Source organism: Deltaproteobacteria bacterium (genome assembly GCA_005879535.1).
GTDB lineage: Bacteria > Myxococcota > Myxococcia > Myxococcales > 40CM-4-68-19 > 40CM-4-68-19.
This window is the reverse complement of sequence record VBKI01000050.1, coordinates 23,548-36,270: the sequence shown is the minus strand read 5'-3', so window position 1 is coordinate 36,270 and position 12,723 is coordinate 23,548. Positions and strand designations below refer to the sequence as shown.

Genomic DNA, 12,723 nt, shown 5'->3' with positions numbered 1-12,723 from the left:
TGCCGAGCCGGGCGCCGACACGTGCTAACTTTCCCCACATGCTGCTCTCGCGGGAAGAGATGACGTTCGATTTCCGCGGAGCGCGGCTGCACCCGGATCGCGACCGGCGCCTGCTCGGCTGGATGACGAACCAGTTCCTGTACGGCGAGGTGACGGGGATCCAGTGCGGACACTGGCTGTACCGGGCACCGGACCTGGAGGCCGCCCGCTTCTTCTCCCGCCAGGCAGTCGAGGAGTTCCAGCACGTCGAGAACTTCGTCCGGATCCTCGAGCTGCTCGGCGAGCCGCCCGCGCCGGCGCACCGCATGGTGCGGTTCCTCAGCACGGGAATGATGCCCGGCAGCTTCGAGGAGCACGTCTGCCTGGAGATGGCGCTCGGCGAGGGCTTCGTGCTGATGGCTCTGTACGGCGTGATCGACACCGTCGATCACGAGGAGATCCGCGCCATCCTCTCCCGCGCCGTCAAGCAGGAGGAGCGGCACGTCGAGTTCGGCGAGCAGCGCACGATGGAAGCGATCCGCGGACGTCCAGCGCTGCGCCGGCGTCTGCTGGGGCTGTCGTTGGTCTCGATGTGGGCGGTCCGCCGTCTGGCGAGCTTCATGCGCAAGCGGCTGCCGGAGCACGAAGTGCTCTCGCAACTTCCGGAGTTCCTCCGCTTCTCGGTCGCCTGCGCGGAACGGCGGCTGTTGCGGATGGGGGTATTGACGAAGCCGTTGGCGGAGCTCGGCGCGGCCGCAAAGGCGCTCGCCGTCGCGGAAGCGTATGCCACGTCGATCGTGAGCGCGCCGCTGCGGCTCTTGCCCAGAAAGCGGCTGACGGAGACGTACCTGCGCGATCCCGGCGTGGTGCGCCCGCGGCTAACCCAGAGCCCGTAACGTAGCCCTGCGCACCAGCACGGGCAGGATCTCACGCCGCCAATCGGGATCGACGCCGATGTTCGTGAGAGGCTTGCACTGCTTGTGCGCCCGGCGGCCCAGCTCTTCGGCAAAGCGTGCGTCGGCCGGACGCCCCTGCAGATCCTCGAGGCCCTTGATCAGCGCCGGTCGCGCCGCCAACGCGCCCACCGCGAGCGCCACCGAGCGCACCGACTTGCCGTCCAGCTCGAGCGCGACCGCCAGGTTCAGAGCGGGAAAGTCGATGGCGGCGCGCGTGCGCAGCTTCGCAAACGCCTGCCTCCGCTGCGACGCCGCCGCGGGCACGCGCACTTCGGTCAACAGCTCGTCGGGCTCGATCACCGTGTTGTGGATGCCGTCGGCGAGGTAGAACTCCCGCAGCGGGATGACGCGGCCGCCCCGCGGCGAGACCGTCTTCACCGTGGCGTCGAGGGACAGCAGTACCGGCGCCGTATCGTTCGAGGCCGCGGCCACACACCGCTGTCCGCCCGCCACGACGTGGCAGAGGCTGCCGTCCTTCTTCAGGCAGAAGCCGAGGGCGCTGCGCCAGAAATAGGTCTGGTTGATGTAGACGCAGCGGGTGTCGAGGCAGAGGTTGCCGCCCAGCGTCCCCATCCGTCGCAACTGCGGGCCGGCGATCTGCCTGCAGGCGTCGGCCAGCGCGGGAAGCCGCGCCTTGACGACCTCGCTGTGCGCCAGCTCCTCGATGTTGCAGAGCGCGCCGAGCAGCACGTCCCCTGACTCCTCGCGCACGTAGCGCAGCTCCCGGGAGAGACCGCGAAGGGCGACGAGGTGGCGCGTGTCGTACATGCCGTACTTGAGATTCGGCACGATGTCGGTCCCGCCGGCGAGCAGCCGCGCCCCGGGGTTCGCGCGCAGCGCCTCCACCGCCTCCGCCACCGAGGCGGGGCGCAGCACGGTCAGGTCGGGCAGCGTCATCATGAGGCGACCCGCTCCTCGCCGCGGCGGCCGCGCTCGCGGAGCAGCTTGAGGATGCGCTGCGGATAGAAGGGCAGCTCGCGGATGCGGATCCCGCAGGCGTCGTGGATGGCGTTGGCGATGGCCGGAATCGCCGGATGCAGCGGGCCCTCCCCGGCCTCCTTCGCGCCGTAGGGGCCGCCGGGGTCGTTGCTCTCGACGATGTACGAGTCCAGATCCGGCGTGTCGAGGCTGGTGGGGATGCGGTAGTCGAGGAGCGACGGTCCGAACAACAGTCCCTTGTCGTTGTAGACCATCTCCTCCATCTGCGCCTCGGCCGCGCCCATGTAGACGCTGCCTTCGATCTGTCCCTCGACGAGCGTCGGGTTCAGCGCCTTGCCGCAGTCGTGCGCCGCCCAGATCCGCTCCACCTTCCAGATGCCGGTCTCCTCGTCCACCGAGACTTCCGCGACGTGGGCGGTGAACGAGTACGCCGGGGAGGCGCCGATGGTGCCGCCGCGGTAGTCGCCGCCGAGCTTCTGCGTCCGGTATCCGCCGGCGGCCGCCAGCGGCGCGCCTTCCGCCGCCTCCGCCTTCTGACACGCCTCGGCGAACGTGGACCCTCCCGCCGCGCGCAGCTTCGCCGCCAGCTTCTGGCAGGCCTCGCGGGCGGCGAGGCCGACCATGAACGTCACGCGGCTGGAGTAGGCGCCGAGATCCACCGGCGTCAGGTCGGTGTCCGCGGCGACGACGGTCACGTCGTACGGATCGCAGTGCAGCTCTTCTGCGGCGATCTGGCAGAGCAGCGTGTTCACGCCCTGGCCGATGTCGGAGGCGCCGCTGAAGATCGCGACCCGGCCGGAACGGTCCAGCTTCACCAGCACCCCGCTCTGCGGCATCTCGTTCGGGTAGACGGGATATGCGGTGCCGCTGATGTACATCGAGCCCGCGACCCCAAGCCCGCGCCCGCGGCCGAGCTTCCCGTGGCGCTCCTTCCAGGCCGAGGCCTTCTCCACCAGCTCCAGGCACTTGAGGAAGCCGTTGGAGGTGATCTTCTGGCCGTTCACCGTCTCCACGAACTCGCCGATGAAGTTGCGCCGCCGCACCTCCATGGGATCGATCCCGAGCTTCTCGGCGGCCTCGTCGAGCGCGACCTCGAAGGCGAAGCGCGGCTGGACCGACCCGTGACCCCGCTTGGGACCGCAGGGCGGCTTGTTCGTGTACATGCGGTAGCTGTCGAAGCGATAGGTCCCGAAACGGTAGGGGCCGGTCAGAAGCTGGCCCGCGTAGTACGCGGTGACCAGCCCGAACGAAGCGTATGCGCCGCCGTCGATGAGGATCTTGTTGTCCACGGCGGAGATGCGGCCGTCCGCGTCCAGCGCCAGCGTCACGTCCATCTTCATCGGGTGCCGGCCCCGGTGCGCGTAGAAGACTTCCTCGCGGGTGTAGAGGATCTTCACCGGCCGGCCGGTCTTCATCGCCAGCTTGGCGACGCAGAACTCCAGCGCGAACGGGTCGCTCTTGCCGCCGAAGGCGCCGCCCAACAGCGGCTGGATGACCCGCACCTTGCTCTGGGGCAGCCCGAGCACGCGCGACAGCTCGCGGTGCACGTAATGGGGAATCTGCGTCGAGCTCCAGACGGTGAGGTTGCCGTCGGCGTCGATGCGCGCGACGGCGCAATGCGGCTCGATGGGGACGTGCGTGGAGCCGGCGTACCGGTACGTCTCGCGCGCCACCGCGGCCGCCGAGGCGACCGCCTCGTCCACCTCGCCGAACTGGAGGTGGACGTGCTTGGTGATGTTGCCGATCTTCGCCTTCTCGTTGACCTTGATTTCCGGATGCTCGAGAGCGTCCTCGGGCGAGAGCACCGCCGGAAGGACCTCGTAGTCGACCTGGATGAGCGCCAGCGCCTCGTCCGCCGTCCGCTCGTCGACCGCCGCGACACAGGCGACGGCGTCTCCGACATGGCGCACCTTCTCCACCGCCAGCGCCGTCTCGTCCTGCGTCCAGGGAATGACGCCGTACTTTGCCGGCAGCTCGGCGCCGACAAGCGTCGCCACCACGCCCGGATGCGCCAGCGCAGCGCCGAGGTCGATCCCGCGGATGCGGGCGTGCGCGTGCGGGGAGCGGAGGATCTTCGCGTACAGCATCCGCGGGAGCGAGATGTCGTCGGCATAGATCCCGGAGCCGTCGGCCTTCGCGACGCCGTCCGACTTGGGAAAGCGCGCGCCGATGCTCACGGGACGATCTCCTTGACCACTTGCGCTTTCGAGTCGCTCGGCGCCGCCCGCTCGGAGGGAACCGGGGCGCGCCGCGCGGGCTCCCGCAATCCGGCGGCGACCTGCACCGCCTCGTAGATCTTGGTGTAACCGGTGCAGCGGCAGAGATTGCCGCTCAGGGCTTCCTGGATCTGCGGCAGCGTCGGCCGGGGATTCTTGTCGAGCAGCGCGCGCGCCGACAGCATCATCCCCGGCTGGCAGAAGCCGCACTGGAGCGCGCCGCAGTCGGCGAACGCGCGCTGCACCGGATCGAGCCCCTGTGGCCCCGCCAGGCCCTCGATGGTGGTGATCTCCAGATCCTGCGCGTCCTGCGCCAACGTGATGCAGGAGAGGATCGCCTCGCCCCGGCCCTTGCCACCGCGCTCGTGCGCGAGAACGGTACAGGCGCCGCAGTCGCCCTTGTCGCACCCCTGCTTCGACCCGGTGAGCCCCAGGTCGTAGCGCAGCGCCTCGAGCAAGGTGCGCTGCGCCGGCACGGCGAGCGCGTGCTCTTCGCCGTTCACAAACAGACGTATGAAGACCGAGGGACGCACGCGGGGTCTTTAAGCCAATACCCGCGCCAACTCAACGGCAACTACGGCTCCGGAAGCTTGGCCGTCGTGTCGTAGGCGCGGGCCACCTTGTCGAGATCGCTCTTCGCCTCTTCGAGCTTTTCCCAAGCCGCCTTGATGCCGTCGCGAAGCTGCTGCACCTCGGGCGTGCCGCCGCGCTGTCCCCGGCCGGAGTCGCTGGTGACGTCGCCGCCCTTTCCCGGCGGCATTCCGCGATCCTTCGCCGCCCCGCCGAGCATGGTGTTGTCGGCGCGCGTATGCGCCCCCTTCGGGCTCACGCCGCGCGCGACGGGCGCCTGAAGCTTGTCGACGAGCGCGATGGCGGTTCCGAGGTTTGCGTCGAGCCGGGTCAGGTCTTCCGGCGCGTCCTTGCTGCGGAGCGACTTCAGGCTGCGCGCGTGCGTCCGCGCCGTCGTCAGATCTTCCTTGGCGTCCTTGAGCAACGCCCCCGCCTGGCGCGAGTTCCAGGCCGTCGCGTCGTTGGACAACGCCGTCAACACGCGGAGGTTGACGCGCGCACCTTCCAGGTCCGCCGCGGCCAACCAGACTTTGGCCTTCACCACGCCCTGGTTGCGGATCTGCATTTCCTCCTTCGCCGCGACAGCCGCGAGCGCGAGCGAGAGGGCGATCGCCAGAACGGTCTTCATGGGCTTCCTCCTCCGTAAACGTGAGCACCGCGCCTGCGCTGCAGCGAGCTACGGGCGGGCGGGCGCCCGCGCCACCGTGCCTTGTCGGTTACGCAGCGAGCCAAGAACATTTTCGTAGGAGGTCACCATGCCAAAGGACAAGGGATTGGAACGAGGCGGCACGCTCGGTCAGGAAGGCGAGCTCGGCGAAGGCACCCCGCAGCGCGATGCGCAGCGCGTTGGCCAGGAACGGCCGGGCCAGGGCAAGAACATCGAGAAGCGCGATCAGGAGAAGCAGCGCGGTGGAATGGGGCGAGAGCCCAATCTCGAGGAGAAGCCGAAGATCCAGCCGACGCACGAGGTCGACTGACCGCGGTCAAACCCAGTATCTGCAAATAGGCTTCAACGGGCAGCCTGCGCAGCGACGGGCATCCTTCCGGGCTGCGCAGGTCCCGCTGATGCCGAGATGGCTGAGGGCGAAGTCGTAACGGACCGGGTCTGCGGCGTCGAGCAGGCGCAGCTTTCGGGTCACGTCCTCGGCGGTCTTCCAGGAGAGATCCTTGCGGCGGGTGAGGCCGATGAAGCGGCCGATCCGGTGGACATGTGTATCGAGCGGCACCACCAGCTCCGCCGCCGGCACTTCGCGCCAGAGGCCGAAGTCGACTCCGTCGGGCCCGCGCACCATCCAGCGCAGGAACAGGTTCATGCGCTTGCAGGCGCTGCCGCGATCGGGGTGTGGGAGCAGATGCTTGAGGCGCCGCGTGGGCCCGCGCTGGCCGGTGATGGGGCGGAAGTCGGGCGCGCAAAGGTCGTCGACGAATGCGCCGAGGGCGCCGCGCACCGTCCCCAGCTTCCGATAGTGTGCAGTGAAGCACGCCCCCAGCGATCCGTGGCGGCGAAGGATGGCGCCCGCTCCGTGCAGGAGGCAGGCGACGTCGCGCGCGTCGGTCATCCGGTACGAGAAGCCGCTCGCGCGCCGCAGCAGCTCCTTCGGCCCCGACGACCTCGCCAGCTGCGACGGTGAAGGCCCGAGCGCATCGAGCAGCACACGCAGGCGCGGCTTGAAGAGATCGACGCGCCCGTACGCCAGCGCCGCGCAGAGCAGCGCCGTCACCTCCACGTCCGGCGCATCCGCGTATTGGTGCGGCAGCTCCACCGGGTCGCCGCGCATCCTCTCCGGCGCATCCGTCGCCAGAAGAAGCGCCTCCAGCGCGGGACGCAGGAGCTCCGCGCGCGCCCAGCTCTTCACCGTCCGAGCTCCTCGAGCAGATGCCCCAGCTCCGGCAGGATCAGCCGCTCGCAGGCGAGCCGGACGGCGGCGGGACTTCCCGGCATCGCGAACACGATCAGCCCCTCCTTGCTGACGCCGGCGACCGCCCGCGACAGCATGGCGGCGCTGCCGATCTCCGCGAAGGAAAGCATCCGGAAGAGCTCGCCGAATCCGGGCAGCGGCCGCGCGATGGCGGCGCTCACCGCCTCGAACGTGCTGTCGCGGGAGGTAATGCCCGTGCCACCCGTGATCAGCGCGACCTGGGCTCCCGCCTCGCGGGCGCGCTGGAGCTCCTGGGCAATCCGCGACGGCTCGTCGGGCACGATGACCGAACCGGCGATCGCGTGGCCGGCATCCGCGAGCTGCGCCCGGATGATGCGGCCGCCCTCGTCGCTCTCGGTCGTCCGCGAATCCGAGCAGGTGATGACGTAGACCTTGGCGTGCGCCGGGGCGCGAGCCTTGTGCTGATGCGGCACATCGCCGTGGCCGTGCGCGTGGTCGTGCGGCATGGCTTACTCCGGAAGACGGATCATGACGCGACCGCGCTCGACGCGCACCTCGAAGACCGGCTGATCGTCGCACAGGCGCGGAAAGGTGACGTTCCGGCCGCTGCCCAGCTCGAAGGCGTACTCGTGGCAGGGGCACACCACCGCGCCTTTCTTGTCCTGCATCCAGCCGCCGGAGAGAAGGCACCCGGCGTGGTTGCAGGAATCGTCCATCGCGGTGATGCGGCCGAGATGGCGCGCGAGCAGCACCAGCCGTTCCCCGACCTCCAGGCCTCGCAGCTCTCCTTCCATCAGATCGGCGGGACCGACGTCGATCCACCGTTCCATCGCGTTCTCGCTACCACCGATCCGCATTTTGTGCCTACATCCTGCGACTATGAGACTCGGAGTCGCGCTCGCTTGCCTGATCGGCGCCGCCTGCTCCCACGCGACGCTGCCCGGAACCAACATCCGCGACACGGCGCAGAACCGCGCCGTGCTGGACGTGTTCGGCCGATTCAAGCTGGCCCTGGAGGCGCGCGATCCGACCGCCATCCTCGCGCTGGCCACGCCGGACTACACCGATCCGGGTGACCCCTCGCGCGGCATCGGCCCCGCCGATCACGGCACGCTCCAGGACAGGCTGAAGGGCGACCTGTCGAAGGTTACCGGCCTGCGCCTGGAGGCGACGATCAAGGACCTCGAGGTGAAGGGCGAGCAGGCCCGCCTCGACTACTTCCAGGTCCTCCGCTACGCGGTGGCGACGCCGAGCGGCGAGAAGTGGAAGAGCGAGAGCGACGACGCCCGCATGCGCTTCGTTCGCCTGAACGGCGAGTGGAAGATCGCCTCCGGACTGTAGGGCGCTCCCCGGTTCAGCCGGCGGCGGCGCGCGCCTCCAGCTCGCCTACGGATTCGACGGCGCGCAGCGCGTCCAGCGCTCCGGAGCGGCCGGTGGCAAGGCGCCGCGCTCCGTCCCGGGCGGCGGCAAAGCGAAGCGCCGCGAAGAAGGCGTCCTTCTCCTCCGGCAGGAGCCGGCGCAAAGCCTGGTATCCGGAGGTCAGCGCGCGCAGCGCTGCGGACGGCCGGTTCGCTCCCGCCATCCAACCGACGGCGGTCTCGGCCAGATCCACGACGAGCGCTCCGGACCCGGACAATCCGGACGGAAGCACCGCGCTGCACCGGTCGCCGATGAACAGCGCCCGCGCCGGACTGAGACCGCCGTGGCCGGCACCCGAAGGAAGCGGGGGCAGCGGCTCGCGGATGACCGTTTCCAGCACCTCCCGCTCGGGGCCGGAGGGCGAGCGCGCGAGGAGCGCCGGGGCGTCGCAAGGGTCGGCGACCGCCGCCGGATGCGTCTCGCCGAGCTGGTGCAGGCGGGCCAGGAGCCTGCCCACCTCCATCGCCTGCGGCACCGTCGCATCCCTGACCACGAGCTCCTCGCCCGGCGGCCACGCGTAGCACGACGCCGCGCGCTGCCCTCCGAGCACCGCGATGAACGACCCGCGGCGCGCGCGGCGCGGCCTCGGCGCCGGATAGCGCGCTTCCGCGAGCAGGTCGAACAGCGTGGCCTCGAATGCGAGCGAGAGCGCGCCGGCGCCGCAGAAGAGGAGGAATCGCCCCGCTGGAGCGTGCACGCGGAGGGCTTCGGAATCGGGCGTCGTGGGAGCGAGCTCGTCGATGCGCTGCGGTGCCACGGGCAGGTCGAATTCCTGCAGCGCCTGGCCGCGCAGCGACATCCTGACTCTGTACCACCCTGGAACAACGCCGCGAAGGGGACCGCTGTCTGACCGATGGTCGAGCGACGCCGCGTCGTTCACGATCGCCGCAGACTGCTCCTGGAGGCCGGACATCCCATGTCCTCCCGCGTCCTCATCGCCTCGCTGGCTTCCCTGCTTGTCGCATGCGGAGACGAGATCGCCACTCCGACGGCCGGGGCAGATGCACGCAGGTACACACTTGCGCTCATCGGCGACCCCGCCATCACCCTCCATCCCGGGGAGGTCCGCGCGCTGCAGGCATTGCTCGCGGCCAGCGAAGACGGCCCTGTCGCCAGCGCGCGGATTCATTTCGCCTTTCTCGACGGCAATCCGGCGGGCGCCAGGATCGACGCCGGCGACGTCGTGACCGACGACGAAGGGGTCGCCACCGTGCGTCTGACCGCCGGGTCCACGCCGGCCGCCTTTCATCTGGCCGTCACGGCGCCGGAGCGCGCGGCCGCGCCCGTCGCGTTCGCGGTCGACGTCGTGCCGCTGCGCCGCACCCTCCGCGTGGTTCCCACGCCCGCGACGTCCGTCTCCGCCGACGGCGCGCACGGCTCGACGCTCGCCGGCGTCGCAGGCACCGTTTCCTTGAAGGTCCGCGAGCTCGACGCGGACACGGGGGCGCCCATCGAAGGCGACACCATCACGTTTACGCTCCCGGCCATCGCCAACGCCCACTGGAGCGCGGGCGTCTCCCGGACGGCCACCGCGAAGACCGGCGCCGGCGGCAAGGCGCAGGCCTTTCTCGTCACCTCCCAAGCGGCGGAAGGCCCTTGGCGGGTGGTCGCCGAGTCGGCGGCGGGGGACGCGCAGGTGACGTTCGACGTCACCATCCGCTGCGCCTTCGGGATCTGCGAGCCGCCGCCTTGTGGCGGTGCATGCCCGATCGAGGACGTCCCTGACGTGACCGGCCTCTGGCTGACGCGACACGACTTCCGCATCCACGATGTCCTGCCGTTCTCGGCACAGGAGATCTTCAAGGCGCTGCGCTTGATGGATCAGACGCTCCTCGGCCAGCTCACCATCCCGGGAATCCCGGGCTGGCTCCAGGCGATCGTCAACGCGTTCGTCGCGCGGCTCTTGCAGCAGTATCTACCCGCCTGGATGCAGCAGCTCATCCACCTCTGCGACGACTTCGCCACCATTCTGGGAAACCTTCGCAGCGAAGGAGCGATGCGCCTGACGCGCACCACCGACCTGGCGCACCTGAGCGGCACCGAAGTCTGGACGAGCCTGGTCTTCTACTGGCTACCGCTCTGCGACGGGGAGATCGCCGGCGATCCGGACAAGCCGCCGGAGTGCGCCCGCATCGACGTCCTCACCCACGATTCGGGTTTCGACGAGACCGCGCAATGCAGGGGAGAGGTCCTGCCGTCGGTCAGCGTCGAGCTTTCGCCCTTCAACGCGACGCTGGTGAAGGACGGCGCGGACTACGGCCTCCAGATAAATCAGCGTCGCGCGCGGCTGACGATGGGAAAGGTGCTCCTCATCCTCTACGACCAGCTCCTGGGCGTCGTCACGGGCGGGGAGTTCCAGTGCATCGAGGAAGCGACCGAGTGCGCTCCCGGGATGGGGTGCATCGTCGACTGCGACGGCCTGGCGCGCGACGTGGAGAGCGCCACGGACGGCATCGTCGACGAGGGCACCGTGCAGGCGCTCTGCGGCCGGGGAATGCGCGCGATCGGCGACGGCGTTGCGCAGGCGCTGGCGCGCGCCTGGCCGGTTTCGGCCGACACGCTCGAGTTCAGCGGCAGCGCGAACGTCTCCGGCGTGGCGGACGAAGCGCGGCTGGAGGACGGAAAATGGACCGGCGATTTCTTCTTCCCCCTGGACCGCAAGCTGCCGGGAACGTGGGAGGCGACGAGACCGGAGTAGACCGCTTCACTTCTGCGGCCCGCCGGGTATCGGCTGCGCCGCTTCCGCCGGCCCGAAGAGATCCCTCTCGCGCTGGAGCAACGCCTGCGCCTGGGCGGCGACGGCCGGATCGCCGGAGCTGGCGGCAATCGCCGCGTGTTCCCGGAAGAGCGCGCGATCCTGGGCCTTCACCGCCACCGTCCGGGCCAGGACCAGGTGATTGCGCGATTCCTTCGGCGCGCGCTCCACCGCCGCCAGCAGGTGCCGGCGTGCCTCGTCCAGCTCGCCCCCGGCATACGCCGGCAACGCGGCGTACAGGGCGCCGAGCTCGCGGTCCGCTCCCGCTCCGTCGAGATCGGGCGCGAGCTGCGCTACCCGCGCGAAGGCGGCCATGAGCTCGCCGCGCCTTTCGATCAATGGAGTGAATCCCTGCATCCGCGCCCAGATCGCCGTGCATACCGCCTGGAGGTAGAGCGGTTCCGCTCCTTCGCGGCCGATCTTCGCCGCGGGATCCGCCACGCCGGCAGCTTCCTGATAGAGGCAGGTCCACGACTGGTGCGCTTCCGCCGCGCACGCTTGTGCATCGCCGGCGATCGCCGCCGTGTCGGGGTCGAGCCGCTGTTCCGCCTGGGCGATGCGCGCCCGCAGGTCCCGCGCGGCGCCGAGATGGGCTCGGGCACGTTCGGCGCGATCCGGAGCGGACGCCGCCCTCGCGGGGGGCGAAGCGGGAGGCGGCGCCGCAGGCTTCTGCGAATGACATCCCGCCGCCGCCAGGAGCGCAGCAGGAAGGAGCGTGCCCCGCTTCACTCCTACTTCTTCTTCGGCGGCTTCGACGGCGGCTGCGGAGGAGACGACTTGGGCTTCTGTGCCGCCGTCGCTGCCGGTCCCGACTGCTGCAGCGCGAAGAGCAACCCGCCGCCGTCGGCGCCGCCGTTCTGCGGCGACTCGTACAACTCGCAGGTGGCCTGGCCGCGCAGCACCAGCTCGCCCTTCTGGTTCTCCGCCCACAGCTCGACGTCGGCGTAGCAGGCGCCGGTCTCCCGGCGCAGCTCGGCGATGCGGCCGTGGCAGGTCAGCTCGTCGCCGGGCCAGACGATCTTGATGAAGCGCGCCCCGAGCTTGCGCACATGCCCGCGCCGCAGCCAGGCGGTGAGCAGCTGCCCGACGAACGCCATCGCCAGCATGCCCGGCGCAAACAGGCCCGGAAATCCGACGGCGTGCGCGTAAGGCTCGTCGAGATGGAGCCGGTTGAAGTCGCCGGAAGAGGCCGCATAACGGACGATCTGGACCCGGTCGATGGCCGGCTTCGTCAAAGGAGGCAGGTCGTCGCCGACCCGCAGCTCGCTCCAGTAGAAGCTCCGGGCCAGGCTCTGCTTCGGCTCCTGCACCTGCTTGGGAGGCGTCAGCGCCGGCATTCCGCGCGGCGGCGGATCCGACTTGCGCGCCTGGGAGGCGGGAGGCGGAGAGGACCTCTTTGCCGCCGGCAGCGGCTTCTTCACGCTCGCGGTGGGAAAGTTCGTCACCCTGGCGAGCTTCGCCTTCGGCTTCTTCGAAGCCGACTTCGACGCGGGCTTGTGCCCCGGCCTGGCCATTTTCTTGGCCGTGCTGCGGCTAGTCATGGATTTCTCCTGGCGCGTGCTTGGGCGCCATCCGCACCACCCAGAGCTGGCGGGAGCGGTAGACGAGCTCGCCGGCTTCGTCCCGGCCCTCGTCCTCGATGATCACGACGTCGGTAGGGCCGCTGGGCGTCGGGCGGCTCTCGATGCCCGCCACCTTGCTGCGGACCGTCAACTTGTCGCCGGCCACGATCGGCCGGGCGTATTCGAAGCTCTGCTCCGCTTGTAACAGGTGCTTGCCCGGCGAGAGCATCAGGCCTTCGCGCAGATCGGACGCGGCCCTGAGCGTGGTGGGGAAGGTCGGCGGAGCAACGACGCTCCGATACCCGGCGGCGCGCGCGGCGGCCTCTTCGAAGTAGATGGGGTTGGTCTCGCCGATGGCCTCGGCGAAGCGCCGGATCGCGCCCCTCTCCACCTCGTTGACGGCGGCTTTCGCTTCCCGCCCTGTTGCGCTGCGATCGACCACGTTCG

The 12,723-nt window shown here is 70.0% G+C and carries 15 protein-coding genes; 4 read left to right on the top strand and 11 right to left on the bottom strand.

Annotated elements, in window-relative coordinates; translation table 11 throughout:
* Positions 1-38: 38 nt before the first annotated feature.
* Entirely contained in the window at positions 39-875 is an 837-nt protein-coding gene (locus E6J58_06075; GenBank protein TMB40092.1) for a ferritin-like domain-containing protein, read from the top strand.
* On the opposite strand, the gene E6J58_06070 is transcribed toward E6J58_06075, so the two are convergent.
* From E6J58_06070 to E6J58_06055, 4 genes are read right to left on the bottom strand one after another with little or no spacing between them, the layout of a single operon-like run.
* Positions 858-1,835 carry a 4-hydroxybenzoyl-CoA reductase subunit beta gene (locus tag E6J58_06070; protein ID TMB40091.1) on the bottom strand — a complete coding sequence of 326 codons (978 nt, stop codon included), beginning with the start codon at positions 1,833-1,835 and terminating at the stop codon, positions 858-860. The two genes, E6J58_06075 and E6J58_06070, sit on opposite strands and share 18 nt — an antisense overlap.
* Positions 1,832-4,051, bottom strand: coding sequence for an aldehyde oxidase (locus E6J58_06065; GenBank protein TMB40090.1), 2,220 nt, complete (start codon positions 4,049-4,051; stop codon positions 1,832-1,834). Before E6J58_06065 ends, E6J58_06070 begins: the two co-directional genes overlap by 4 nt.
* Complete coding sequence (locus E6J58_06060) at positions 4,048-4,605, bottom strand: (2Fe-2S)-binding protein (protein TMB40144.1); 558 nt, start codon at positions 4,603-4,605, stop codon at positions 4,048-4,050. Before E6J58_06060 ends, E6J58_06065 begins: the two co-directional genes overlap by 4 nt.
* 59 nt (positions 4,606-4,664) lie before the next feature.
* Positions 4,665-5,288, bottom strand: coding sequence for a hypothetical protein (locus tag E6J58_06055; GenBank protein TMB40089.1), 624 nt, complete (start codon positions 5,286-5,288; stop codon positions 4,665-4,667).
* Between the two features lie 127 nt (positions 5,289-5,415).
* Between E6J58_06055 and E6J58_06050 the strand changes: the two genes are divergently transcribed.
* Positions 5,416-5,637 (top strand): hypothetical protein, encoded by a 222-nt coding sequence (locus E6J58_06050; protein TMB40088.1) that lies wholly within the window; start codon positions 5,416-5,418, stop codon positions 5,635-5,637.
* A 6-nt stretch (positions 5,638-5,643) separates the two neighbouring features.
* Here E6J58_06050 and E6J58_06045 read toward each other — a convergent pair whose 3' ends face one another.
* From E6J58_06045 to E6J58_06035, 3 genes are all read right to left on the bottom strand, one after another.
* Positions 5,644-6,438 (bottom strand): TIGR02757 family protein, encoded by a 795-nt coding sequence (locus E6J58_06045; protein TMB40143.1) that lies wholly within the window; start codon positions 6,436-6,438, stop codon positions 5,644-5,646.
* 74 nt (positions 6,439-6,512) lie between these two features.
* A complete protein-coding gene (locus E6J58_06040) occupies positions 6,513-7,046 on the bottom strand; it encodes a molybdenum cofactor biosynthesis protein MoaB (GenBank protein TMB40087.1) in 534 nt (177 codons plus the stop codon).
* A 3-nt stretch (positions 7,047-7,049) separates the two neighbouring features.
* Positions 7,050-7,370: a Rieske 2Fe-2S domain-containing protein gene (locus tag E6J58_06035; protein ID TMB40086.1), complete on the bottom strand. Its 321-nt coding sequence runs from the start codon at positions 7,368-7,370 to the stop codon at positions 7,050-7,052.
* A gap of 49 nt (positions 7,371-7,419) precedes the next feature.
* Between E6J58_06035 and E6J58_06030 the strand changes: the two genes are divergently transcribed.
* Entirely contained in the window at positions 7,420-7,881 is a 462-nt protein-coding gene (locus E6J58_06030; protein TMB40085.1) for a hypothetical protein, read from the top strand.
* A gap of 13 nt (positions 7,882-7,894) precedes the next feature.
* Here the strand turns inward: E6J58_06030 and E6J58_06025 are convergent, their stop codons facing one another.
* On the bottom strand, positions 7,895-8,758 hold the full coding sequence (locus tag E6J58_06025) for a hypothetical protein (protein TMB40084.1): 864 nt from the start codon (positions 8,756-8,758) through the stop codon (positions 7,895-7,897).
* A 117-nt stretch (positions 8,759-8,875) separates the two neighbouring features.
* Between E6J58_06025 and E6J58_06020 the strand changes: the two genes are divergently transcribed.
* The gene (locus E6J58_06020; protein TMB40083.1) at positions 8,876-10,657 is read left to right on the top strand and encodes a hypothetical protein; all 1,782 of its coding nucleotides are present in this window, start codon (positions 8,876-8,878) and stop codon (positions 10,655-10,657) included.
* 6 nt (positions 10,658-10,663) lie between these two features.
* On the opposite strand, the gene E6J58_06015 is transcribed toward E6J58_06020, so the two are convergent.
* Genes E6J58_06015 through E6J58_06005 form a run of 3 tightly spaced genes read right to left on the bottom strand, consistent with a single transcriptional unit; the run spans position 10,664 to position 12,718 of the window.
* Positions 10,664-11,728, bottom strand: a complete 1,065-nt coding sequence (locus E6J58_06015) for a hypothetical protein (GenBank protein ID TMB40082.1) — start codon at positions 11,726-11,728, stop codon at positions 10,664-10,666.
* Positions 11,446-12,255, bottom strand: coding sequence for a hypothetical protein (locus tag E6J58_06010; protein TMB40081.1), 810 nt, complete (start codon positions 12,253-12,255; stop codon positions 11,446-11,448). The genes E6J58_06015 and E6J58_06010 overlap by 283 nt, the downstream gene beginning before the upstream one ends.
* Positions 12,248-12,718, bottom strand: coding sequence for a MaoC family dehydratase (locus E6J58_06005; protein ID TMB40080.1), 471 nt, complete (start codon positions 12,716-12,718; stop codon positions 12,248-12,250). The genes E6J58_06010 and E6J58_06005 overlap by 8 nt, the downstream gene beginning before the upstream one ends.
* Positions 12,719-12,723 lie beyond the last annotated feature (5 nt).

What these genes read in the sequence shown, in the direction of transcription:
- E6J58_06075 (TMB40092.1), top strand. Translation starts at nt 39, where the DNA reads ATGCTGCTCTCGCGGGAAGAGATGACGTTCGATTTCCGCGGAGCGCGG.
- E6J58_06070 (TMB40091.1), bottom strand. Translation starts at nt 1,835, where the DNA reads ATGATGACGCTGCCCGACCTGACCGTGCTGCGCCCCGCCTCGGTGGCG.
- E6J58_06055 (TMB40089.1), bottom strand. Translation starts at nt 5,288, where the DNA reads ATGAAGACCGTTCTGGCGATCGCCCTCTCGCTCGCGCTCGCGGCTGTC.
- E6J58_06050 (TMB40088.1), top strand. Translation starts at nt 5,416, where the DNA reads ATGCCAAAGGACAAGGGATTGGAACGAGGCGGCACGCTCGGTCAGGAA.
- E6J58_06045 (TMB40143.1), bottom strand. Translation starts at nt 6,438, where the DNA reads ATGCGCGGCGACCCGGTGGAGCTGCCGCACCAATACGCGGATGCGCCG.
- E6J58_06040 (TMB40087.1), bottom strand. Translation starts at nt 7,046, where the DNA reads ATGCCGCACGACCACGCGCACGGCCACGGCGATGTGCCGCATCAGCAC.
- E6J58_06035 (TMB40086.1), bottom strand. Translation starts at nt 7,370, where the DNA reads ATGGAACGGTGGATCGACGTCGGTCCCGCCGATCTGATGGAAGGAGAG.
- E6J58_06030 (TMB40085.1), top strand. Translation starts at nt 7,420, where the DNA reads ATGAGACTCGGAGTCGCGCTCGCTTGCCTGATCGGCGCCGCCTGCTCC.
- E6J58_06025 (TMB40084.1), bottom strand. Translation starts at nt 8,758, where the DNA reads ATGTCGCTGCGCGGCCAGGCGCTGCAGGAATTCGACCTGCCCGTGGCA.
- E6J58_06020 (TMB40083.1), top strand. Translation starts at nt 8,876, where the DNA reads ATGTCCTCCCGCGTCCTCATCGCCTCGCTGGCTTCCCTGCTTGTCGCA.
- E6J58_06010 (TMB40081.1), bottom strand. Translation starts at nt 12,255, where the DNA reads ATGACTAGCCGCAGCACGGCCAAGAAAATGGCCAGGCCGGGGCACAAG.